Consider the following 23,234-nt stretch of genomic DNA (forward strand, 5'->3'; position numbering starts at 1 on the left):
CATTATACATAATTAAACGAATTGCTCTATGCTAGCGCCTTTAATTTGCAGGCACGGAGTAACAATGCAAAAAATATCGGTTGGCTTAGGCATGACATTACTTGTGGTGGGTAACATTATTGCGGTTTTTTCTGACGCTATAATCAAAACTTTACCAGCAGAAAGTCCCACGTTTCAGTTTGTATTTATGCGCCAACTTACCGCAGTATTAATTTTGCTCCCGTTTTGTTTGTCGGCGAATAAAAAACATTTATTTGCCGGTTTAAAATGGCATGCGGTACGCGGCCATGTATGGTTATTTGGTATTATATTTATGGTGTTTGCGCTCAAAGCTTTACCGCTCGCAACCGCGAACGCTATTTTTTATGCCGCGCCTTTATTAATGCTGCCTTTAGCAGTAATGATATTTCGTGAACAGCTAACAAAAAGCAGCATAGCTGTGGCTGTTATTGGCTTTATAGGGGTACTTATTGTTATTCAGCCTACCGACATTAATTGGGCGGCTATATTTGCATTTGTAGTCGCAATTACACTGGCGGTAAATAATGTACTAATACGAAAGTTGCCTAAACATCATAGTATTATGCAAACTTTGTTACTTACCAATTTAGTAGGTATGCCTGTGGGATTAGGTTTGGCGCTGTGGGAAAACGAGCCATGGCATTGGGCCGCACTTATTACTGCGTTTGGCTCTACACTGTTTATTTTAATTTATGCGGGAATTTGCGTGTATGTTTATAGCAAAATCGAATCGAGCCAAGTTGCTAGCGCTGAATATAGCGGCTTAGTGGCGGCTGTCGTTGTTGGGTTATTTTGGTTTGGTGAAGTGCCTACACTTGGCTTAATAATTGGTGCATCGTTAATTATTTTACCTTTAGTGTGGTTGGCTAACGTACAAAAAAACAAACAGCGATTGGTTAAACGTCAACTCACAAAATAAACTACTGCGCGTGGTATGTATTGCGCAGTAGTATTTAGTCGTTTAAGCCAAATAAACAAATGTCAGTTTATATTACTTTTGTAAACCAAACGGGTCGTCAATACTGTGGCTAGGCTCGGTAAACCATTTTGCACCACTGTCGGTCATATAAAAATGATCTTCTAAGCGCACCCCAAATTCATCCGGTATAACCAGCATTGGCTCGTTACTAAAACACATGCCAGCGGCTAGTGGCGTTTTATTACCGCCTACCAAATAAGGCCATTCGTGAATATCTAAACCAATGCCGTGGCCTGTACGGTGCGGGCAACCAGGTGTTTGATAATCAGGGCCTAAACCTTGCTCGGCTAAGTAGCTGCGCGCAGCAGTATCTACGTCTTCACATGGCACGCCAATTTTTGCTGCATTGAAAGCTGCAATTTGTGCTGCTTTTTCATTATTCCAAAATTGACGTTGGCGATCTGTTGCTTCACCAAACACATAAGTGCGGGTAATATCAGATAAGTAATCATGTACTTTACAGCCAGTATCAATAAGTACCATGTCGCCTTTTTTAAGGATTTGCGGATCTTTTACTCCATGCGGGAATGACGTTGCAAGCCCAAATAACACGATACAAAAGTAGTTACCCGGCGCGCCTACTTTTTGATGCGCTAGCTTTATAAACTCTTCTACTTCAGTGGTACTAATACCTTCGTGCAGCATGCTTGCCGTAGCTTGGTGAACCACTAAGGTCATATCCATAGCGCGTTGCATTAACGCCAGCTCATTGGCTGATTTATGCATTCTACAATGTGCAGTAACCGGCTGAGCATTCACTAAATTTAAACCCGTTTGCGCTTTATTAATACCATCAAAAATAAAGAACTGTGCGCTTTCATCAATACCAATAGTGCCATTAGCCGCAATACCCATTTCCGTTAATATATTAACAAATAACTGATATGGGTTTTGATGCTCTTGCCAACCACGAATTGGCCCGTCAATTACTTTAAAACCATTGAGTGAGCCAATTTCAAAATAAGGAGCTATGTATTGCACTTCACCTTTAGCAGGCAAAATTGCGCCAACTAAACGCTCACTTGCATACCAACGCATACCGGTAAAATAAGCCAGGTTAGTGCCGGCATTTAAATAAATTGCATCAATGTTATTAGCTTGCATATAAGCTTGCGCTTTAGCAATGCGCGCTAAGTGTTCATCGGCCTGGATAGGGGTTAAATCGCTAGTCATATTGCTTAGGCTAGCGAGTGCTTGTTCTTTGGTTTGGGTGCCAATACCAATTGTGGTCATAATGATCTCCTTTTTTGTGCGGCTATTGTGCTTGCGGTATGGATTTACTGCAAGTGGCTTGCGCCGAAAAACGATTAATACAATAAGGTTGTAAATTAATGGGCGGGGTTTGCTCTAAACATAACGCGGTGATCAGCTCAGCGGTCACTGCGCCTTGAGTTAACCCCAAATGCTGATGACCAAAAGCAAAATAGAGATTGCTATGCTGTGGTGCGCGGCCTATCACGGGTAAAGAGTCGGGTAGTGAAGGACGACAACCCATCCACGTGCTACTTAAAGCCGACGCGGGTGCAGACTCTCTCAGTAATGCATTCGCATGCGGTAATAAGGCCAATGCTCGTTTGTTATTCATTTTTTTATAGAGTCCTGCAAATTCAACGGTACCGGCGACTCTTAGTCCTTGGCTCATCGGAGTCATAATAAAGCGGCGCTCGGCCGAAGCAACAGGGCGCGATAAGCCCGAGTCAATATCAAGCATGCAATGATAGCCTCGCTCTGTGTCAAGAGGAGCATAATAACCAAGGGGTTTTAATAAATTATTGCTCCATGCCCCTGCGGCAACCACCACTTTATCACTGTAATGTTGCTGTTGTTCGCACTGCAGTAAATAGCCGGTTTTGTTTGCGTTAATAGCGGTGACATTTTGTTGGCAAAACAGGCCGCCTAATAGACTAAATTGCTCAGCTAACTGCACGCAAAATAAATGCGGATCAACACTGTGGGCAACATCTTCAAAGAATAATGCGTAGGTTACTAAAGCGCTTAAACTAGGCTCTAATGCTTGCAGCTGCTCACGATTAAGTAGCCGTACGTTTATATCTTGGGCTTGATACATGGCTAAAATGGCTTCAACTTCAACCAAAGGCGTCGCTTCAAAAGTAAGTAAACTGCCTTTTTTAGTCAATAAATGAGCTAAATTATAGTCATTGAGTAGCCGTTCGTAGGCTGCAATAGCGTGGCTATTCAGTGCTTTTAATGCTTGGGTATGGGCGCGATATTTAACCATTGGCATATTTTTTATAAATTGCCAAAACCACGGGGTTGCCTTAAGTGCATACCGCCAGTCGATCCTTAACGGGCCAAGTGGATTAAAGAGCATGCTAGGTAATTTTTTTAATAACCCGGGCTGCGCTAACGGAAATACTTGTTCGGTAGCAAAGTGTCCGGCATTACCTTTAGAGCAGCCTTGTGCTAAGCCTTGTTGATCATACAAAGTTACTGCAAAGCCAGCGCGTTGTAACTGTAATGCTGTGCAAATACCAATAATTCCAGCGCCGACCACTGCAATTTGTTGGGGAGCTTTATCCGCCAAAATAGTTTACCTCATATGTAAATAAACAATACTTAACAGCGTAATTTAATACCACGTTTAGATTATATTGCTGTTGTGGTGATATGAATTTAAAAAAATCAGTTTGTTTTAAATTAAACAATTGTGATTAATTTCAGTTGGTTAAGTTTTTTCATTAATGATTGGATTAGGTCAAAAAGCACATTTATCAAACAAACTGAAATTAGCATATTGATTATTGTATACAATATACCTATGATATCAAGCGTAAACTTCAATCAGGAAAAATAATAATGAAAGTAAATTGGCAGGGCGTTTACCCCGCAGTAACTACGCAATTTAATGCAGACAACGCCATTAACTTTGCAGCAACCGCGAAAATGATTGATGAACTTAATAACCAAGACGTTCACGGCATTATTGAACAAGGTACGGCAGACGATAACGCAACTATTATCTCGCTTTATACAAAATCGATGGCAAGCCGTATTGCCTTAACAAAATTTAAATTGGACTAAGTTATGCAAAAAGGGACCTTTTTTTGTATTGACGGCCATACCTGTGGTAATCCTGTAAGGCTTATAACCAGTGGTCACCCACAGTTAAACGGACTAAGCATGAGTGATAAGCGCCAAGACTTTTTACAAAATCACGATTGGATACGTCAAGCGCTCATGTTTGAGCCTCGTGGTCACGATATGATGTCGGGCGGATTTTTATATCCACCCACCACAGAAGATGGTGACGCTGCTATCTTATTTGTTGAAACATCAGGGTGCTTACCTATGTGTGGGCACGGCACAATGGGTATTGTTACATTTGCTTTAGAGCACGGTTTGCTACATGCAAAAGTACCGGGCGCTTTGCTGTTAGACACGCCTGCTGGGCGTGTTCGAGTTAATTATGCGATGCAAAATGGCAAAGTTCAGTGGGTTAAAATTTATAATGTACCGGCTTACTTAGCCCATCAGGCAATAACCATAAATATTGCTGAGCTCGGTGAGCTAAGTGTTGATATTGCCTATGGCGGCAACTTCTACATTATTGTTGAACCTCAGGGTAATTATAAAGGCATTGAACATTTAACTGCTGGGCAAATTTTAAAGTACAGCCCGTTGGTACGTAATGCCATAAACGCAAAAATGAAATGTGTTCACCCGCTAGACTCAACCGTTCAAGGTGCGAGTCATGTTTTATGGACAGGGACCCCAAAAAATGCCAACTCAGACGCCGCAAATGCTGTTTTTTATGGTGATAAAGCCATTGACCGTTCGCCATGTGGAACAGGTACCAGCGCGCGTATGGCACAACTATTTACAAAAGGTAAATTGGCCCAAGGGCAAAGTTTCGTTCACGAAAGTTACATCGGTAGCCAGTTTATTGGTTGCATTGAACAAGTAACAGAAATCGCAGGCGTAACAGCCATTCTGCCAAGTATTCAAGGCTGGTCTAGGGTGACAGGCACAAGCGCAATTACAGTAGATGACGATGACCCATATGCATTTGGGTTTCAAGTAATTTAATCAGGAGCAAAACATGACATTAACAGGACAAAGTTTAGTAGCAGGACAATGGCTGGGTCATTCAGAGAATGGCGAATTTAACGCATTTTCCCCAGCACGCAACGAACCACTACCAACGCGCTTTTTTAATCTCAGTGCCACTGAATTAGACGGCGCAATAGAGGCCGCACAAGCGGCATTTTTTGAGTATCGTAAAACCAGTTTTGCACAACGTGCTGATTTTTTAACGTGCATTGCTGATCAAATATTAGTGCTTGGGGATGAGTTACTTGAGCAAACACATCAAGAAACCAACCTACCGCTTGCACGTTTACAAGGCGAGCGCATGCGCACTGTAAATCAACTTAAAGCATTCGCCAGTGCGTTGCGCGAAAACCCAGCATCACCTCTGGGTTTAAAAATAGTGGACGAGGCCGATGCTACAAGAGCACCGTTACCAAAACCACACACAGAGCTTAACTACTTACCGCTTGGACCCGTGGCTGTATTTGGTGCATCTAATTTTCCATACGCCTTTTCAACACTCGGTGGTGATACGGCTGCAGCACTCGCTGCGGGTTGCCCAGTGATTGTAAAAAATCATACGGCACATCCGGGAACCGGTGAATTAATGGCACGAGCGGCGCTTGCTGCCATTAAAGAATGTGCGATGCCTATAGGGGTATTTGCAATGGTGCAAAGTGCTGAACATGCGCTTTCGCATCAATTGGTCAGCGCCCCGGCAATAAAAGCAGTAGGTTTTACCGGTTCATTTAATGTTGCAAGTAAGCTGCAAGCAACGATTGCGATGCGTGAAGAGTCCATTCCATTTTATGGTGAGCTTGGCAGTATTAACCCACAAGTTATTTTACCTAACAAAGCTATTGAACATAGCAAGGAGATAGCTCAGTCACTTTGTCAGTCAATGCTTATGGGGAACGGACAATTTTGCACCAGCCCAGGACTATGGTTAGTGCCAACGGGGTGTGACGAGCTTGAAACACACATTACTGCGTGCATAAATGATGCCCCATCAGACACGTTACTCACTCCAGAGATTGTTAAAACCTTTAAACAGCAAATAGCAGAGCGCAATCAGCTTGAACAGCTCAGCTTGTTAGGTGAGGGCAAGCTTGAACATGCGTTTCATGCTAATGCGCATGTATTCGCATGCAATACTGAGGACTTTTTAGCAACCCCTATTTTGCAAGAAGAAGTATTTGGCCCCGCGGCGTTAGTGGTGCGCTACGACAGTGAACACCAGCTCATGACGTTGATAAATCAATTACAAGGGCAGCTAACCGCCAGTATTCATGGCACTGAAGCTGATTTAAATAAAGCCGATAGCCTTATCGAAGCACTGCAGTATAAAGTAGGTCGTTTGATAAAAAATCAGCTGCCAACAGGCGTTGAAGTATGTGGCTCAATGAACCACGGAGGGCCGTATCCAAGTTCAACGGATGTTCGCAGTACTTCTGTGGGCACAAATGCAATGTTGCGATTTATGCGACCAATTTGTTATCAAGCATAAGATTAATTGGGCGGGATATGCAAATTGTATTTTCCCGCTTTCCCTTATTTATAAGAGACTCAGGCAGATTTTAACTGAGCTTGAAAGTGCCATGAATGCGGATGAACCCCACCAAGCGATTTAAACAGCCGTTTTCATGGTAATACCAATTCGCGCGAACAACGCCCACAAATCCGTGAACTAGTCGATATGTATAGTAAAAATTCAGAGCGCTATGTACGCATGTACATTTTACTAGCGGGCGGTATAACCATCGCGCCTGAAGAGCAACGCACCTTGCTTGAACTGTGTCGTACAAAAAAACCATAAAGCGTGTGAGTTGCTAAAAGCACATATACTAGGTGCAACAGACGCTATTAAAAAACGATTACTTAACATAGAAGACGAGAGAAGATAGTCTTCTCATAAAGCCATAGTAACGCTGCTTGAGCGATGGTATTTTAAGGTAATAAGCAATCAATACGCTAAGCTCGGTATTGTTAATGTAGATTATTAACACTACACGTTGAGGTATGAAACGGACACGTTCGCTTCATACCTCAAATCATATTCTTTTAGAATGTTTTTAATCAGTCTATTAAACCCAAAATTTCAAGCCTTTCTTTTGCTAAAGTATATCGGGTGTGAACATCATCAATTTGCTGTTGGGTTAATGCTTTACCCAGGGTACGAAGCCCGCCAGTTGCATCATTATGATAAATTCCAAAAGCAAATTTAAGGTATTCCATTAGTAGCGGCTGTGCATCAAGATATGAAATAGAGTTCATAGCCTGAGAAATTTTGTTTGCCTCGGCCCATTCACCGTTATTTATGTGTTCCTGCATAGTGAGACTCGCTTTTGGAAAAATACAACCAACACCTGTAATTCCACCGCATGCGCCAGCAAGCCCAGCATAAACAGTTACAGTGTCAACTCCAGCCAAGATTTTTAACTCTTTGTTCTTGAGCATCATTGTTTCAATTATTGACACATCTATTGTTGATATTTTAAGTGCAGTTACTTCAGGTAGCGCTGCAAGTCGTGTAAGAAGTTGAATTGAAAGCGCATGATAGCCCGCTGCGTCAGGGTTGTTATAAGGCATTATTGTAATACCTGCCTCTTTTGCTGCTGATGCAGAAAGTGCGTAATAGGCATACATTTCTTCATCAGAAGGCGCTTCTTTAGTTTTTGGTGGCATTACCATGACGGTATCTACGCCCACAGTCGCCAGTTCAGTTACTATTTTGGCAAGCTCTTCTTTGGTTTCTGCTGCTGCTCCACTGATCAATGGAACATTGTATTCTTTGGCAACACTAGAAAGAGCGCTTAGTAAAGAAAGGCGCTGCTTAGAGCTGAGATAGCTGTTCTCACCCAGTGTACCAGAGCCGACTAGTCCTCCCATTCTGGTGCCACCCTTTCCTTGAACTTTTAAAATTTCTGCAGCGTATTTTTGTGTTGCATCAAGATCAATTTCAAGATCTCCAGATTCTGATTCTTTTAGCCATGTAAATACAGCTGGCATAACTGTATAGCGCCAATCTTTACTGTTTGTTTGCATTATTATTCCTCTTATAAATACATATTGTATACATTATACAAATTGATTGTATCAGTTAAAATACTTTCGGCAAGGCTGAGATAAAAATAAACGGGTATCTATTTTAAAATTTATCTGAAGTCGCCGATAAACCCCCGAGATCAGAGCGCCCTGTGGACAGGACTAAGTGCGCCATGGCGCAGCTATTTAGTAAAGGCAAGCTGGCACAAGGGCAAGAGTTTGTGCATGAAAGCTACATTGGCAGCCAGTTTATTGGCTGTGTTGAACAGCTTACCGAAGTGGCGGGCAGAGCGGCCATTTTACCCAGCATCTGCAGCTGGTCGCGGGTAACCGGTAGTAGCAGTATCACCGTTGACGACGACCCTTATGCATTTGGGTTTCAAGTAATTTAATCAGAAGCAGTGTATGAGATTAACAGGACAAAGTTTAATTGCTGGGCAGTATTAACCCGTAAATTATGTTGCCCCAACAAGCGCTTAAACACAGTGCCGCAATTGCCAGCGCCTTGTGTTAATCCATGTTGCAGGGCCATGGGCAGTTTTGTACCAGCCCAGGGCTGTGATAATTTAGCCGCGCAGGTAGTGCGTTGTATTAGTGCAGCCCCATCGGATACGTTACTGACACCCAGGATTTTAAGTAACTTTAAAGAGCAAACGGCTATACGCAGCCAACTGGTAAGCGAGCAGTGTGAGCAAGACTTTCATGCCTGCGCTCAGGTGCTTATTTGTGATGCAGATACTTATATGGCAACACCACTGTTACAGCAAGAGCTGTTTGGCCCTGCGGCACTGATTGTACGCTATGAGAGCGAGCAGGAGTTAATTGCGCTGATCACCCAATTCGACGGCCAACTTACTGCGAGTATTCATGGTACCGATGACGACATGGCTAACGCCGCAGCGCTAAAAGAAGCACTGCAATATAAAGTAGCGCGGTTAATTGAAAATCAATTGCCGACAGGGGTTGAAATGTGTACGTCAAAGAATCATGGCGGACCATTCCCAAGTTCAACCGATGTGCGAAGTACCTCTGTGGGTACACATGCAATGTTGCGCTTTATGCGTCCAATTTGTTATCAACCGTAGCAAAATTTTTTAGGGGGAACTATGTGAACGCTCTTTAAATCTTTAAAAATAGCGGTTAGGGGATTGTAACTTGGAATATTTGGCTTTTTGAGTATAATGTATGCTAAATGCAATATATAGGAACTAGCATGGCCATTGAGCACAAAACCCGCACCCAACTTGTCGCAGAAGCGATTCGCGCAAAGATCCTCTCTGGTGAAATTAAAGCCGGTGATCCATTACGTCAAGCTGCCTTAGCGACAGAATTAAACGTCAGTCGTATTCCTGTTCGTGAAGCGTTATTGCAACTTGAAGCCGAAGGCTTGGTGAATTTTGAGGCGCATAAAGGCGCTACGGCAACGCAACTTTCAGCTGCGCAAATAGATGAAATATTTGACTTGCGGGCTTTGCTTGAAGCCGAGTTATTAAGTCATTCAATTAAACATTTAAGCGATGAAGATCTAAATGATGCAGCAGGCATTTTGTCTGAACTTGAAGGTGCCATGGATGCCGGTGATACTCACCGTGCAACTGGTGAATTAAACAGCCAGTTCCATGCTAAATTATACAGCCGTGCTCAGCGTCCACAAACGCGAGAGTTGGTTGATATGTATAGTAAAAATTCAGAACGTTATGTACGCATGCATATCTTACTGGCTGGCGGTTTAACTACGGCCCCAGAAGAGCACCGTACATTACTTGAGCTATGTCGTACTAAGCAAGCCCGTAAAGCCTGTGATTTTTTAAAAAAGCATATAGTTCAAGCAAAAAACGATATTAAAAAGCTGCTAATAAAAATCGAAGACGAGCAACGCTAACTCGCTTAGCAAACGTGGCACTGATGTTTTGTACAGTATGCAGTGATACAGTGTCACGGTTTTTTATCCATTGTCATTATTACCTCTATTTAATCTGAGTTTAGGTTATTTATTTAAGGCCAAACATCATACATAGCTGTAACACTTGTGATCAAAAAAACGGGTAGATAGAGACTGCTACTTTGATACATCAGCGATTGTTTAAAGAAAGGAAAGTGTCTGTGTTCGCGAGTATTTTAGGTATAAGACAAATATGGTAAATCAATATTCTGATATAGCCTGCATACGGTGAAATTTAGCCGTTTGAAAACACACAGGCTTGAATATAAACAGTTAGCCTAATGTTGATAACCCCCTGCAGTAGTCAGCGCAATGGGTTCTACTACTCATACGAGGCATTCCAGTATGGAACTTAAACTCGAAAATCACAAAGCGACAATAATAATATAGTGTTGTTCTCGGCAATTGCTCCGGCATCGCTCTACCTGCTGCATCCATGCAGTCGACTATAAGTTATTTTAAACGCAGTGAGTTATTTAATAAGCTAAAATGCTCATGTTTTTAACAAAACTGGTAGTTAGTGCAGCCTCTCAATCAAATCCGTTCTGTAGACATGCCTTGCTGGGCGATTATGCTACCTTCATGCTTTTGAGGTTGGTGTACACCTTCGGCACCATGCATCCAGTAAACTAGTCTGTCACTGAGCAGATAGATAATAACAGCAGAGAGTGTGGCAGTGATAGCTATGCCTGCAAAGATAACCATAGCATTGTTTGCCGACTCAGTACTCTCACCAATGAAGGAGCCGACATATCCAGCGACATAATTAGCCATACCGGTAAAGAAAAACCAGATTCCCATCATCACAGATGCTAGACGAAGCGGTGCTAATTTGGTAACCATCGATAATCCAATCGGCGATAAACACAACTCACCTAAAGTATGGAATAAGTAAGCCATGATCAGCCACATCATGCTGGTTTTAACTGTAATGTCTCCTCCTTGTTGCATCGTTGCGCCAATCATAAAAAGAAAACCAATTGCTAAGAATATCAGTGCAAGGGCAAACTTTACCGGAGAGGTGGGCTCTTTATGGTCCATTTTTATCCAGCATGAGGCAACGCTAGGGGCAAGAATGACGATGAAAATAGCACTAACAGACTGAAACCAGCTGGCAGGAACTTCAAAATTCATTATCCAACGATCTGTGTATTCGCTAGCAAATAGATTCATCAGTCCACCGCCTTGCTCAAAACCCGCCCAGAAAATAATAGTGAAAGCACTCATTATAAAAATAACCTTAATACGATCAAATTCGATCTTGGTTAACGACTCCTTCTTTGCTTGTCCCTTTGTATTTGATTGTTTAACGGCAGGCTCGATACCGATATCACCGAGATACTTATTACCCAAAGAGACTTGCAGTATAATACTCATTAACATACCGATACCTGCGGCAATGAAGCCGTATTGCCATTCGAATTTTTCGGCAATGGTGCCAACAATTAGTGGCGCTATAGCAGCCCCCAAATTGATCCCCATATAGAAAATAGTGAACGCACCATCACGACGATGATCGCCTTCTTTATAAAGGTCACCGACCATTGTGGAGATATTAGGTTTGAACATGCCATTACCAATGATTAACAGCGCTAGACCAGTATAAAAAAAGGTCATTTCGTTGCTAATAATATATTCGTGTGGCACGCCGAGCGTAAATTGACCCGCGGCCATAAGTAAGCCCCCAATAATGATTGATTTACGCTGCCCGAGCACATTATCAGCCAACCAGCCACCAAATAGTGGTGTAACATACACTAGAAAAGTATAGGTTCCATAGAGACTCAGTGCATCGCTATTGCTCCAGCCCATACCACCGCTTTCAGTTAAAGCCACTAAATAAAGAACTAAAATAGCGCGCATACCATAATAGCTAAAGCGCTCCCACATCTCGGTGCCAAAAAGTAAAAACAGTCCTTTAGGATGGCCAAAGATAGTGCCGACAGGTTTTTCTAGACTCATTAAATTTACCTATGTTAATTATTGTTGTTATTCCAGCCCACCGAAATTTAGAGCACACTGTGTGAGTAGATATTTGCTTCAAGTCAGTTACAGGCTATTAATGGTAACTACGGGTGAAGTTAATGAACTTAAGAACAACATAACACTCACTGTATATTGTATGCAATATGTAATTGTTAAAAATATGGTGTTAGTGTGCTTACGTTGCTACTAAAATTTATATTAGGTATCTCATGATGAGATTTTACTGTGTTGCGTAGCTCGTTTGGCATGAAAACGGTTGTTCGTAGTGCTAGAGGATGGAGAATATTTACTTGGAGATTAATTATCTATTGAAGGTACTGAGCTGTGATAACAAAACCATACTGAGATTAACTCACTATGGTTTTGTTTTTAGCAAATATTAAAACTCTTTCTTAATACCCATGTAGAAGAAACGCCCACGGAATGAATACAAGTTATCATCTGTAGAAGTGAGGTTCGCTTGGAGATAGGGAGGCTCTTTATCAAATATATTATTAATCCCCACATGTATGTCAGCACCTATAGCCTCGATAAAAGCACCTACTTGAGCATTATGAAATACAGTGGCTTGCATAACATCATTTTCAGCTGCTTTAATTTTTGAGTTATATGTTGCATCCCAGGTCGCATGATAGTTATCCATCGACCAGTCAATTTGAAGGTTTGCTTTGAATTCAGGTAGGCTGCCAAATACAGGATCGTAAGTTCCTACTATGTCACGAAATGGCGTATCGCTCGTGTCTTGTACTTCAAACTTATCCATCAAAGTCGTATCAAAATTTAGGCGCCATTCACCCGCCGTTGTTGTTAATAAGTAATTAGCATTAAAATCAATACCCGCAATATTTCGAGCCGCAATATTGTTTTGTGGTGAATAAATACTTCTAATATAACCAGTGCCATTATTACTGCGCACTACATCATTTTGGTAGGTTGGATTGCCAGCTAAATTTTGATCAATCACATAACGTGAACTTGCAAAAACTACATTGGTTTGCTCAATATTAAAATAATCGATTGTAAATGATAAATTTTCAATTGGTTCTAGTACTACACCTAGGGTGGTATTTTCTGCTTCTTCTGGTTTTAAATTAGGGTTACCGCCACCAATTATATCGTTACTTAGGTTTGAATTATGGCTAACAGCAGGATCTAATCCTAAAGCGACACAATTGGGTAATGAAGAACTAAAGTTAACGTCGTTATTCGGGTTACATGGGTCATATAAATTGATATTTTCATTAGATGTTTGACCTCGATACATTTGTGCCATCGTTGGTGCTCTGAAGCCGGTGCTATAACTTGCACGCAGTTTAAGTATATCTATTGGCTGGTAAATGACGCCAAACCTAGGGTTTGTCGTACTTTGATTAATATCGCTATAATCACTATATCGAACTGCAGCTTCCACTTCTAAGTTATCAAGCAACGGAATTGCCAATTCAAGGTAAAATTCAATAATTTCACGAACAGGTGAAATAACGGGCGTTTTTGATTCACCCCATGAAACATCAAAGGTAGCGGTACGTTGAGCTTGATCAACTTGTAATGATAACTGGTCTTCACGATATTCAAAGCCAGATGAAAACATTAAATCACCAGCAGGCATGTTCATTACGGGTCCTGAGATATTGGCTTGGGCAAACATTAAGTCATTTTTATTCGTTACTAAAGGGGCTGTTGTGTTAATGAAATTAAGCATTTCGGTGGTAATTGCACCCTCTGGACCAAACACATTGAGCGCGACACATGTTGGATCGGCCGCTGTTTCACACTCATTAGATAAAGCCCGTTCAATCATATTGATTGATGGTTGTGAGCCACCATCATTGATTAATTTTGCGGATTGGCTTGAATACACTACCTCCCAATCGTAATCGTCAAATATCATGCCTCTTAATCCTAAGGTATAGCGGTTTATGCTACTCTCAGATTTGTAAATGCGCGAGCCGTACTCACTGAAGCGACGTGATACATTACCCGCAATACCAAATGGATTATACTTTTGGTTTGCACCAACACCAAAGTTATTACCTTCGCTATCGGGGTAGCGTTTAAACGCATTGGGTGTATCTATACTGCCACTGTACCAGCCGGTATCAACACCTGGAGGTGCTTGGTTGCCTTGGACAAAACCATTATGGAAAGAGAGTTCAGAAAAAAAAGTTATATCATTATTAAGCTCATATTCTGCAGTAACAAACACACTCGTCGTCTTGTTATCGTTAGCACCAGATTGGGCATCACGGTAGTTATATCCCATCGAATCATAATCAAATGGCGTAACAACATCAGGGTTATCGGCATCAAGTACTGTCCATGTATTACTCGAATCTAAGCCAAAACCGGAGAGACGAGAAAAGGGTGTGGTTCCTGAACTAAAATTTTGACCGCCTAAATAGCGTTGATCAGCATCTTTAGTCATGTAACGATCTTTTTCTTCCCAACCTGAATTATTACTCGTGGAAGCCGCAATCATCACACTGCCTTTATCTGTACTAAAACCAACTAGTAGGCCAATTTCACGTTCTTGTGCATCACCTTCTGAGGAAATACCAGTATGAAGGTTAATAGCAATACCATCGTAATTTTTGCGCGTGATAATATTAATAACACCAGCAATTGCATCAGAGCCATAAATAGCAGAAGCACCATCTTTCAATACTTCTATTTGAGCAATTGCTTCAAATGGGATTGATGATAAATCAACTAATCCATCTTCATTAGAGCCAACGATACGTCGACCATTTACTAGGATCAACGTATTTGTTGCCTCAATACCACGTAATGTAGCTGTTTGAATATTATTTGCGCCAGCGCTACTTTGGTTATTGGTGCTATTACCCGTAATTGCAGGTAAGCGGCGTAATGCAGAGCTTACATTTGTAATACCTAAATTAGTTAATTGATCTTTGGTAACGACAGTAATGGGGGATGTAGAAGCTACTTCAGCACGCGCAATACGCGACCCTGTGACCATTATTTTTTCGACATTATCATTCGCTAATACAGGAGCTGTAACGCTCATTGCGCCGGAAAACATCGCGGTACAGAGTACGGATAACTTTAAAGATGGATTTATTTTCATTTTTATTCCTTAGATGTACATGTTATTTTTATAGGTCAGTTTGCATACTGTATACAATATAAGTTATCCACTGCATTAATTCAATTGTTATAATGCTGTTAATTACAAATGGGTGTTGATAATAGCCAAGTCGAAATTACAGCATCAGCCAATTGTTTATATTTATATAAAAATCAATGTGATGGAGTTTGAAGTGGGTGAAAGTAGTTGAGCTGGGGGGGATTATATTTTGCTAATCGCGACAATGGTTTAGAACTTAATCCTGACTATAGCTTAGTCACAGGCCAACAAGGTGCGCGTTATGTGTCGTTAGTGGCGCGAATTGAGTTTTAGTTTCTCTCTGTAAGGTCGTCCTTTTTAATAGTTAAGTACATTCATTATTACTAGAGCAACCGCCCCAATGTTGAGCAGCAAACTGCTCAACATTGCTATTGCATAAATAAATATCAAGGTATATTGTATACAATAAATCAAAGGAGCTAGTTATGACCCACACTTTATTTTCACATTGGCAGCAACCCGGTAATAACTGGCTGCAAATACACACTCTAGATATGCACACGGGAGGAGAGCCGCTACGGATTATTGTTGATGGCTTTGCGCAGTTAGCCGGCCGCACTATGCTTGAAAAACGTGCCGATTGTTTAGCCCGGTTTGATCATTTAAGACAAGCATTAATGTTTGAGCCACGCGGACACGCCGATATGTACGGCGCCTTGATCACTGAACCTGAGCGCGCAGATAGCCATTTTGGGGTGTTGTTTTTACACAATGAAGGCTATAGCACTATGTGTGGTCACGCCATTATTGCTTTGGCAACCGCGGCAAAAGATTGTGCTATTAGCGAGTTTAAAGAGGGCGTGAATGAGCTTCGCATTGACACTCCCGCGGGGTTAATCAAAGCGTATATTACATTAAAAAATAATGAGTTAACGCAGGTTTTTTTTGATAACGTAGCTAGCTTTGTCGATCAGCTAGAGATGCAAATTACATTACCAGAGTATGGTTCGATAAACTGTGACATTGCCTTTGGCGGGGCTTATTATGCATTTGTTGATGCCGATAGTATCGACTTGAACTTAACTTCGAGTAACCATGAAAAAATAATTACCTTAGGTAAAGCAATTAAAGCGCAAGTAACTAGCCAGTATCAACCCACTCACCCAAGTGATGACGCGTTAGGATTTTTATATGGCGTTATTTTTTACTCTAATACGCAATTAAGTAACCATGACGCATTTAGCCGTCATGTTTGTATTTTTGCAGAAGGTGAATTAGACCGCAGCCCAACAGGCACTGGCGTAAGTGCCCGTGCAGCGCTTGCGTTTGCCAAAGGTGAGCTCAATATTGGGCAACAGGTTAACATTGAGAGTATTCTAGGCTCTGTATTTAGTGTTGAACTACAGCAGCAATGCCAGTTTGGCACCTATGCGGCGACTATTCCTCGAGTCAGTGGGAATGCCTTTGTTACCGGTACACATACATTTTTAATTGATCCGGCGGATCCTCTACAACAAGGGTTCATATTTAGATGAGTAATCACTTTAGTGCCCGCCAACAAGCAGTTAAGGCTGCCCTTGCAGCAAAAGGGCTTAGTGCGCTGTTAGTCTTTGGTTATGAAAACATTCGTTATTTAACGGGCTTTAGTGGTAATGCCGCTTATGCTTTGATCACCCAACAGCAGCATATATTAATTACCGATTATCGTTACTTTGAGCGCGCGCAAGCCGAGTGCCATGGTTTTGAGATATTCAGCCGTGATCGAGATAACGAAAGCTTAGGGCAGTGCATTAATCGCTTTTTAGCACCGCACTCACAGCTAGGTTTTGATGCGGCGTTTATTAATGTTTCGTTGTGGCAGCAAGTAGCAAGTGAGTTATCGATGCATCAATTACAGCCAATTACAGGGCTGGTTGAACAGCAGCGAATGATAAAAAATAGCTGGGAACTTACACAACTAAAAGCCGCAGCAGCCATAGCTGATAACGCACTAGCGCAAACATTACCGTATTTTAAAGCAGGAGTGAGCGAACGTGACTTAGTCCTAGAGCTTGAATACAGAATGCAAAAATTAGGCTCTGAGGGCATGTCGTTTGCCACCATTTTAATGTTTGGCGAGCGTACTTCACTACCCCATGGCAACCCCAGTGCTCGGCAGCTTAAACACGGTGACTTTATTACCCTTGATTTTGGTGCGGTAATTAATGGCTATCGCTCTGACATGACCCGCAGTTATGTACTTGGTGAGGCATCAGCAAAACAAACTGATATTTATAATGCTGTCGCTGCGGCGCAACAGGCTGCTATGAGCATACTAAAACCGGGAGTGGCGTGTATTGAGTTGCAAAATGCCTCACAGCGGGTGCTAGATAATTCAGGCTACGGACAATGGGCTGGCCCAGGGCTTGGACATGGATTGGGACTGTTTTTACATGAGCAGCCATTTATTAATAAAAACTGTCACTACGATTTAGCGATTGGCAATGTGATCACCATAGAGCCGGGTATTTATATTCCAGAGTTTGGTGGTGTGCGCCTTGAAGACGATATTGTTATTACCCCACAGGGCTATGAAATTTTAACCCATGCCCCTAAACCTTTTCAATTGGAGAGTTAAATATGCAAATTATAGATGCAACCCAGATTGATAATGTCCTTAGTTTTGAGTCTTTACTAACGGCGATGCAGCAAGGTTTTGCGCAAGATTTTGGTATGCCAAAACGCAACGTGTATGAGCTTGATCATAGTGATAGTAACCACGATGCATTTGCCGTGTTACCCGCGTGGAATCAAGACGTGATTGGTGTGAAAGCGTTTACTTACTTTCCAAGTAATAGCCAAGCAGGCTATCACTCATTGTATTCTAAAATTATGCTGTTTTCGCGTGCGCATGGCGAACCATTGGCCTTAGTAGATGGCACACGTATTACCTTATGGCGTACCGCAACGGTATCGGCACTAGCGAGTCGCTATTTATCTCGTGAAAACAGTGAACACTTAGTGTTATTCGGTAGCGGAAATTTAGCCGAATATATGGTGCGTGCGCATCTGGCTGTGCGTAATTTTAAACGCGTAACACTGGTGGCACGTAATCAGCAAAAGGTATCCGCCTTACAAAGCACATTACAAAAAGCATTTCCTGATATTAAATTTACTGTAGCGCAAAGCACTGCAGAATTGATTCACAGTGCCGACGTAATTTGTTGTGCTACTGGCTGCCCAACACCATTATTTGATGGTCAATGGTTGAAAGAAGGCACACATATTGATTTAATTGGTAATCATCACAGCGAACAGCGAGAATGTGATAGCACCACGATTACGCGCAGTCGTGTATTTGTTGACAGCAAAACCAATGTATTAAATGAAGCGGGTGAGTTATTATTACCCATACAAGAAGGTGTATTTAGCGAACAAGATGTGTGTGCGGAACTAGCTGATCTCGCTAAGCTAAATACTCCGGCACGCATTAATGAAAGCGAAATAACTGTATTTAAATCAGTGGGCACTGCGCTGAGTGACTTAATAGCAGCGTATTTAGTTTACCAAACCCTATAAAAATAAAGGTGGTTGTATGGTGTTGTTATGGTTGGGGGTTTTATTTATAATAATTGGTACTTTGCCATTTGTACGCTGGTTAAAATGTAAAGTAAGTAAACGCCACTGGCGGGTTTGTGTGGTAGAACAAATAACCGCAGTGGCAAATAATCAAATAACGGCACCCGAAATGTTGCATCAGCCAACTATGCTAGTGAGTTTTCGTTTTGATGGGCAGGTGCACAGTGTATTAGTGGAATATCGCGAAAAAATGTTTACTCGTTTTAAACAAGGTAAAGCCTGCACACTGTTAGTTGACAAAAATAACCCGCAGCAGGTTTATAATAATGCAATACTTTGGCAAAGCTACGGATTAGTATGGTTATTAGCCGGTATTAGTTTATGCGCTTTTAGTTATTTTAGTTTGATTTAAACCCCCTTCGTTATTCCTTAATGGCGCTGAAGTACAGCGCTTTTGAGGGGGCTTCCATGCGTTTTATTATTCTGTTTACCCTTCTTTTATTTCATCCTAACACTCGTTTACAGTTACCAGGTTAATTTTACAGTTGCGCAGATGATCAAAAAACTCGCCATGCGTTAAATTACTTCATGATTGTTTTTTATACTGAAGTGTAAACTTATGGGTTGTTTGTTGCCGAAGTGTTTTGTTTGTTTGACTTGTTGTTAATCAATGACTTGTGTTTATACTAAAGTCTTATACTATCGCTGTTTGCTATATTGAATAACCCCCAGTGGTTGGATAAAATCTTTTTCAAATTGGTTATTACTGATCACAGCTCACTTACTACGAGTTATCGTAGCTGATCATTATTAGCGCCAAAATAGTTAGCTTAAAGTTAACAGCTATATGCCTTTAATTTTTTACTGACACAAAATTAACTAAAAACTCTACCTTTAAAAGTAACTCACTTAGTATTTGTAGTTAGCAACCAGCACTGCTTAGCTAAATTATTACGGCTGCATTTAATTAAATGGCGCTGCAAATGCATTTAATGTAACCCCACAACGACTATGGTAAACATGAAATATAACAAACGAATTAAGTCCTCTTTATCACTACTTTCAATATTATGCGCTGCTACAATGAGTGTTCACGCAGCAGAGCGCCCCGCTGGTTTATCGGATGAGGATATTGCATACGTTAAACAGTTAATTAATAATGAAATGCAAGCGCAGGATGACGCTAAAGCGAAGCAAGAGTTAGATAATGGGTTTGAATTTAATGGGTATTTTCGCTCAGGTACAAATACCATTATAGGGAGTGGCAGTAAAAATAATGGCTCTTGTTATTCACTTAACTACCCTAAAAATGATGGGGTTTATTATCGCTTAGGTAACGAATGTAGAGACTACAGCGAGTTTCAGCTGACTAAAAAACAGCAGCTAAATGGGGTTAATTTTAAAGCCGTATTTATGATGGACTTTGCCGGGGATTCAAGAGATCCAACCGCAACGGAGGAGTGGTCTAGACGCTCAAGGCAGCTTTATGTAGAAACTGATAACTTACTCGACAATGGTACGCTATGGATTGGTCGCAGATATTATTACGATAAGGCTGTTGGTAGCGTGCATATATTTGATTACAAACATATGCAAAGCTCGGGTAACGGCGTGGGTGTATCTGACATTACGGTAAATGAAACCGATAAGCTGCATCTTGCTGCAATCACTTATGGTGGCGAGGGCGAACTTACAGGTAACAAAGCCACTGCTGATACTAATTACCAAAACTTTATGGCCGACGTACGCTATGAAATGGACGTAGGCGATGCGGGTAAAGTGGTATTTGCACTGCAAAACTTATTTGTAAATGATGCAATTGATGAAGCTGGGCTTACCGATGGCAGAACATTTACAGTGCAATGGCAAAAGCAGTTAGGCAATGTTGATCAAAAAACAGTGATTCAATATGGTACAGGCGCTATGGCACAAAACCCAGGCGCTGCCGGTACTGATGGCGGAAGCTTTGATTATGCGGCAGATAGCAGCTCAAGTGGCTTTCGCATTTTTAACAATGGCTTAGTTGATATTACCGAAAAATTTAAACTTGATTACATGGTAATGTACGAAAAATCATCTGATTACCACACCCTAAAAAGTGTTGGTGTGCGCCCGCATTATTCAATATCGCCACATTGGAGTGTGCTTGGTGAAGTGGGTTATAACGCTTATCAAACCAAAACAAACGGCATTGAAAATGATGAGCAAACACTCATGAAATATGCGCTTGCATTACAGGCAACAGCCGACTCTACCGAATATTGGTCGCGTCCATCGTTACGCTTTTATCTAAGCAACTTTGATTGGAACAAGGCTGCTGGGCAAGAGTCTGGGTTAAGTGTTGCAGGCAAAGAGGGCGACGAAAGTGCCTTAGTTGCAGGCGCTCAGGTTGAAATTTGGTTTTAATACGCAGTATTAATGTGCCATAAAAAATATACAATAAAATAAGTTTCGTAGGCGCATTTAGTGCCTACGAAACGTCAATTAACCTCGCTACAAAATTAATTTAAGCCATCACTTAATGGTTTTTCTTGGCAATGTTTGCTGGTGGTACGCCATAGGCGTGTTTAAATAACCGGCTAAAGTGGCTAGGGCAATTAAAACCCAGCTCATAACATGCTTGGCTAACCGTGCGGCCCTGTAACAATTTACTATAGGCTTTTTTAAGCCTAAGTTGCTGCTGCCACAGTGCTGGGCTAGTACCAAGCGCCAACTTAAATTGTTGATAAAACTTGCTGCGACTCATGCAGGCAATTTTACACAGCGGATTATTACCGTATCTTAGTCATAAATCGCGACTTATATTTTTGCAAATATAAGGGGACAAATTGACCCATTCCACGATTGATCAGTATCGAGAGTAAGATCAACGAACAGCCAATAATTTTGTATAAAGACATAGTTTCTGCGAACCATATAATACTGATTATAAAGACCCATATAGGCTCAAGTATCATGATTACAGCGGCATTAGCAGCACTAGCACCTTTTTGGCCTTTGGTTTGGATGGCATAGCGTAAACTCGTGGCAACTATTATGCTTAGGCCAACCCATCTCCAAGTAGAGCTGGGGATCACGTCAGGCCATACTTCAAAATAAGCCGATATTACTAGTCCAATAATTCCGATAGAGCAAAGCTGAATACAAGTTAACAACAACACTGGAACACGCTGGGCATATCGGCTATTCAAGTTAAAATGTATGGCTAGCATTATTGCCGCTAACAAAAACCATAGTTGAGTACTTGATTGGTTCCATTCACCCAAGGCTGATAATAATACCAAGCCAATGATAGCAAAAGGCAGGGAGTACCAAAACGCCGTTGTAGGTTTATCAGTAAAGAGCAGCCAGGCGAACAGAGGAACAAAAAGTTGTGACAAGGTCATAATAAATGCCCCTTCACCTAAGGTTTCGCTAATAGATACAGCATAAATCCATAACAATAAAGCACAGCCTAATACACTTCCTACAGAAAAGGCTTTGAGAAGTACAATCGGTCGAATTAGGCATAAGTCACGATAACAAAAGGGCAATAAGCATAAAGCGGCTAATAAAAATCTTATACCAATAAAGCCAAAAGCGGGTAAGTGTTGAATTGCTTCTTTGGAAAAAATCCAGCCTGATGCCGCTATTATGGTTGCTGTGACTAATAGTAGCTCTGCATGTCGATGTTGTTTAGGTAACTGCATTTAAGTGTGTATCCTAATCTCATATTAACCATTCAGCAATACCATTGTTAACGAGTTTCAAGCCGAATAAGAACAGGTAACATAATCTATAAATCATATGTTGATTTACATTCTGCAATAATAATACGCCAAGCTTAACCCCAATAGGTGCCAGTGGCATTTAAAATAGAGCAGTCAATAAGTTAGTTTAATCAAAGTTACCAAGTGCTATTTAAGGAATTAATTTGAAAAAATTAATAAAGCCAAACAACAGTGCCATAGTGGCGATTAAAGTTATTTTATCAAGGCTTTTAGGTAATAGATAAATGCTAATGGATCCACTGCCTGCATGGTCGTACTAGAAAAGCCACCAAAAAGACTCCAAAACCAAGTACATTCTACAATTGTTTTATTACGGATTTTCAATAGGTATTGAAGGCAGAATAATATAGATGAACTGCCAATCAATAAGTTTAAACCGATGCTGGAAATCATACTCAAGCTTACTCCTGTAATAAAAACACCCACAAGCGCCCAAGGTAACATTAACTTGAGTAGGGTATAATCAGCACATTCGATAATGTAACTTGATTGCAAAAATATCCATAACGCACAAAATAGGCAGTAAAATAGTTGCTGCTTGCATAGGTGAAATAGCTAACGCCATCATTGGCACTGCAATAACACCTAATGCACCGCCTAGCCCCCCTTTACCAATGCCAAATATTAATATTGCTGGAACAGCAGTTAGATAAAACCAGGGATCAGTTACCAACATTATTGAATAAGCCTTAACAAGAGAATAGTCGTCCTTGACTAAACTTTACTCTACACACTTGATTCACTCTGAGGATTATATATCGCTGTAAGAGGATTGAAATGATGTATAAAAAGTAA

19 protein-coding genes and 2 pseudogenes are annotated in these 23,234 nt (G+C 41.2%); 13 read left to right on the forward strand and 8 right to left on the reverse strand.

The window, feature by feature from the left end:
- Nucleotides 1-64 precede the first annotated feature (64 nt).
- Nucleotides 65-940 carry a DMT family transporter gene (locus PTRA_RS16830; RefSeq protein ID WP_058374824.1) on the forward strand — a complete coding sequence of 292 codons (876 nt, stop codon included), beginning with the start codon at nucleotides 65-67 and terminating at the stop codon, nucleotides 938-940.
- 72 nt (nucleotides 941-1,012) lie between these two features.
- On the opposite strand, the gene PTRA_RS16835 is transcribed toward PTRA_RS16830, so the two are convergent.
- The gene (locus PTRA_RS16835) at nucleotides 1,013-2,233 is read right to left on the reverse strand and encodes a M24 family metallopeptidase (protein ID WP_058374825.1); all 1,221 of its coding nucleotides are present in this window, start codon (nucleotides 2,231-2,233) and stop codon (nucleotides 1,013-1,015) included.
- A gap of 22 nt (nucleotides 2,234-2,255) precedes the next feature.
- On the reverse strand, nucleotides 2,256-3,545 hold the full coding sequence (locus PTRA_RS16840; RefSeq protein ID WP_058374826.1) for an NAD(P)/FAD-dependent oxidoreductase: 1,290 nt from the start codon (nucleotides 3,543-3,545) through the stop codon (nucleotides 2,256-2,258).
- Nucleotides 3,546-3,817: 272 nt separating this feature from the next.
- Between PTRA_RS16840 and PTRA_RS16845 the strand changes: the two genes are divergently transcribed.
- Genes PTRA_RS16845 through PTRA_RS16855 form a run of 3 tightly spaced genes read left to right on the forward strand, consistent with a single transcriptional unit; the run spans nucleotide 3,818 to nucleotide 6,557 of the window.
- On the forward strand, nucleotides 3,818-4,042 hold the full coding sequence (locus PTRA_RS16845; protein ID WP_058374827.1) for a hypothetical protein: 225 nt from the start codon (nucleotides 3,818-3,820) through the stop codon (nucleotides 4,040-4,042).
- 3 nt (nucleotides 4,043-4,045) lie between these two features.
- The gene (locus PTRA_RS16850) at nucleotides 4,046-5,047 is read left to right on the forward strand and encodes a 4-hydroxyproline epimerase (RefSeq protein WP_058374828.1); all 1,002 of its coding nucleotides are present in this window, start codon (nucleotides 4,046-4,048) and stop codon (nucleotides 5,045-5,047) included.
- A gap of 13 nt (nucleotides 5,048-5,060) precedes the next feature.
- Complete coding sequence (locus tag PTRA_RS16855) at nucleotides 5,061-6,557, forward strand: aldehyde dehydrogenase (NADP(+)) (protein WP_058374829.1); 1,497 nt, start codon at nucleotides 5,061-5,063, stop codon at nucleotides 6,555-6,557.
- Between the two features lie 569 nt (nucleotides 6,558-7,126).
- Here PTRA_RS16855 and PTRA_RS16865 read toward each other — a convergent pair.
- Nucleotides 7,127-8,095 (reverse strand): dihydrodipicolinate synthase family protein, encoded by a 969-nt coding sequence (locus PTRA_RS16865; RefSeq protein WP_058374830.1) that lies wholly within the window; start codon nucleotides 8,093-8,095, stop codon nucleotides 7,127-7,129.
- A 170-nt stretch (nucleotides 8,096-8,265) separates the two neighbouring features.
- On the opposite strand from PTRA_RS16865, the pseudogene PTRA_RS16870 reads away from it, so the two are divergent.
- The 3 genes and pseudogenes from PTRA_RS16870 to PTRA_RS16880 all read left to right on the forward strand — a co-directional run.
- Nucleotides 8,266-8,487 (forward strand): annotated as a pseudogene (locus tag PTRA_RS16870) (proline racemase family protein); the annotation flags it as partial.
- 138 nt (nucleotides 8,488-8,625) lie between these two features.
- Complete coding sequence (locus PTRA_RS16875; protein WP_058374832.1) at nucleotides 8,626-9,180, forward strand: aldehyde dehydrogenase family protein; 555 nt, start codon at nucleotides 8,626-8,628, stop codon at nucleotides 9,178-9,180.
- A gap of 128 nt (nucleotides 9,181-9,308) precedes the next feature.
- The gene (locus PTRA_RS16880; RefSeq protein WP_058374833.1) at nucleotides 9,309-9,977 is read left to right on the forward strand and encodes a GntR family transcriptional regulator; all 669 of its coding nucleotides are present in this window, start codon (nucleotides 9,309-9,311) and stop codon (nucleotides 9,975-9,977) included.
- Nucleotides 9,978-10,571: 594 nt separating this feature from the next.
- Here the strand turns inward: PTRA_RS16880 and PTRA_RS16885 are convergent.
- Complete coding sequence (locus PTRA_RS16885) at nucleotides 10,572-11,999, reverse strand: peptide MFS transporter (protein ID WP_058374834.1); 1,428 nt, start codon at nucleotides 11,997-11,999, stop codon at nucleotides 10,572-10,574.
- Nucleotides 12,000-12,402: 403 nt separating this feature from the next.
- Nucleotides 12,403-15,111, reverse strand: coding sequence for a TonB-dependent receptor plug domain-containing protein (locus PTRA_RS16890; protein ID WP_058374835.1), 2,709 nt, complete (start codon nucleotides 15,109-15,111; stop codon nucleotides 12,403-12,405).
- 207 nt (nucleotides 15,112-15,318) lie between these two features.
- Between PTRA_RS16890 and PTRA_RS19345 the strand changes: the two genes are divergently transcribed.
- The 6 genes from PTRA_RS19345 (at nucleotide 15,319) to PTRA_RS16915 (ending at nucleotide 21,075) form a co-directional block, all read left to right on the forward strand.
- Nucleotides 15,319-15,444, forward strand: a complete 126-nt coding sequence (locus PTRA_RS19345; protein WP_257720835.1) for a hypothetical protein — start codon at nucleotides 15,319-15,321, stop codon at nucleotides 15,442-15,444.
- 152 nt (nucleotides 15,445-15,596) lie between these two features.
- Entirely contained in the window at nucleotides 15,597-16,646 is a 1,050-nt protein-coding gene (locus PTRA_RS16895; RefSeq protein ID WP_058374836.1) for a proline racemase family protein, read from the forward strand.
- Complete coding sequence (locus tag PTRA_RS16900) at nucleotides 16,643-17,728, forward strand: M24 family metallopeptidase (RefSeq protein WP_058374837.1); 1,086 nt, start codon at nucleotides 16,643-16,645, stop codon at nucleotides 17,726-17,728. Before PTRA_RS16895 ends, PTRA_RS16900 begins: the two co-directional genes overlap by 4 nt.
- A gap of 2 nt (nucleotides 17,729-17,730) precedes the next feature.
- Nucleotides 17,731-18,669 carry a bifunctional Delta(1)-pyrroline-2-carboxylate/Delta(1)-piperideine-2-carboxylate reductase gene (lhpI, locus tag PTRA_RS16905; RefSeq protein WP_058374838.1) on the forward strand — a complete coding sequence of 313 codons (939 nt, stop codon included), beginning with the start codon at nucleotides 17,731-17,733 and terminating at the stop codon, nucleotides 18,667-18,669.
- A 16-nt stretch (nucleotides 18,670-18,685) separates the two neighbouring features.
- Nucleotides 18,686-19,081, forward strand: a complete 396-nt coding sequence (locus PTRA_RS16910) for a hypothetical protein (RefSeq protein WP_058374839.1) — start codon at nucleotides 18,686-18,688, stop codon at nucleotides 19,079-19,081.
- A 671-nt stretch (nucleotides 19,082-19,752) separates the two neighbouring features.
- Entirely contained in the window at nucleotides 19,753-21,075 is a 1,323-nt protein-coding gene (locus PTRA_RS16915; protein WP_058374840.1) for a carbohydrate porin, read from the forward strand.
- Between the two features lie 112 nt (nucleotides 21,076-21,187).
- Here the strand turns inward: PTRA_RS16915 and PTRA_RS16920 are convergent.
- The 3 genes and pseudogenes from PTRA_RS16920 to PTRA_RS19175 form a co-directional block, all read right to left on the reverse strand.
- Nucleotides 21,188-21,433: pseudogene (locus PTRA_RS16920) on the reverse strand (helix-turn-helix domain-containing protein); the annotation flags it as partial.
- 7 nt (nucleotides 21,434-21,440) lie between these two features.
- Complete coding sequence (locus PTRA_RS16925) at nucleotides 21,441-22,358, reverse strand: DMT family transporter (protein WP_058374842.1); 918 nt, start codon at nucleotides 22,356-22,358, stop codon at nucleotides 21,441-21,443.
- Nucleotides 22,359-22,902: 544 nt separating this feature from the next.
- Entirely contained in the window at nucleotides 22,903-23,115 is a 213-nt protein-coding gene (locus PTRA_RS19175; protein WP_208855543.1) for a hypothetical protein, read from the reverse strand.
- Nucleotides 23,116-23,234 lie beyond the last annotated feature (119 nt).

It is taken from the genome of Pseudoalteromonas translucida KMM 520, assembly GCF_001465295.1.
In the GTDB taxonomy this organism is placed as follows: Bacteria; Pseudomonadota; Gammaproteobacteria; order Enterobacterales; family Alteromonadaceae; genus Pseudoalteromonas; species Pseudoalteromonas translucida.

Coding starts and splice junctions, on each gene's coding strand:
- PTRA_RS16880 (WP_058374833.1), top strand. CDS start 9,309: ATGGCCATTGAGCACAAAACCCGCACCCAACTTGTCGCAGAAGCGATT.
- PTRA_RS16915 (WP_058374840.1), top strand. CDS start 19,753: ATGAGTGTTCACGCAGCAGAGCGCCCCGCTGGTTTATCGGATGAGGAT.
- PTRA_RS16850 (WP_058374828.1), top strand. CDS start 4,046: ATGCAAAAAGGGACCTTTTTTTGTATTGACGGCCATACCTGTGGTAAT.
- PTRA_RS16885 (WP_058374834.1), bottom strand. CDS start 11,999: ATGAGTCTAGAAAAACCTGTCGGCACTATCTTTGGCCATCCTAAAGGA.
- lhpI (WP_058374838.1), top strand. CDS start 17,731: ATGCAAATTATAGATGCAACCCAGATTGATAATGTCCTTAGTTTTGAG.
- PTRA_RS16900 (WP_058374837.1), top strand. CDS start 16,643: ATGAGTAATCACTTTAGTGCCCGCCAACAAGCAGTTAAGGCTGCCCTT.
- PTRA_RS16845 (WP_058374827.1), top strand. CDS start 3,818: ATGAAAGTAAATTGGCAGGGCGTTTACCCCGCAGTAACTACGCAATTT.
- PTRA_RS16830 (WP_058374824.1), top strand. CDS start 65: ATGCAAAAAATATCGGTTGGCTTAGGCATGACATTACTTGTGGTGGGT.
- PTRA_RS16910 (WP_058374839.1), top strand. CDS start 18,686: ATGGTGTTGTTATGGTTGGGGGTTTTATTTATAATAATTGGTACTTTG.
- PTRA_RS16835 (WP_058374825.1), bottom strand. CDS start 2,233: ATGACCACAATTGGTATTGGCACCCAAACCAAAGAACAAGCACTCGCT.
- PTRA_RS16895 (WP_058374836.1), top strand. CDS start 15,597: ATGACCCACACTTTATTTTCACATTGGCAGCAACCCGGTAATAACTGG.
- PTRA_RS19175 (WP_208855543.1), bottom strand. CDS start 23,115: ATGTTGGTAACTGATCCCTGGTTTTATCTAACTGCTGTTCCAGCAATA.
- PTRA_RS16865 (WP_058374830.1), bottom strand. CDS start 8,095: ATGCAAACAAACAGTAAAGATTGGCGCTATACAGTTATGCCAGCTGTA.
- PTRA_RS16875 (WP_058374832.1), top strand. CDS start 8,626: ATGGGCAGTTTTGTACCAGCCCAGGGCTGTGATAATTTAGCCGCGCAG.
- PTRA_RS16890 (WP_058374835.1), bottom strand. CDS start 15,111: ATGAAAATAAATCCATCTTTAAAGTTATCCGTACTCTGTACCGCGATG.
- PTRA_RS16925 (WP_058374842.1), bottom strand. CDS start 22,358: ATGCAGTTACCTAAACAACATCGACATGCAGAGCTACTATTAGTCACA.
- PTRA_RS16855 (WP_058374829.1), top strand. CDS start 5,061: ATGACATTAACAGGACAAAGTTTAGTAGCAGGACAATGGCTGGGTCAT.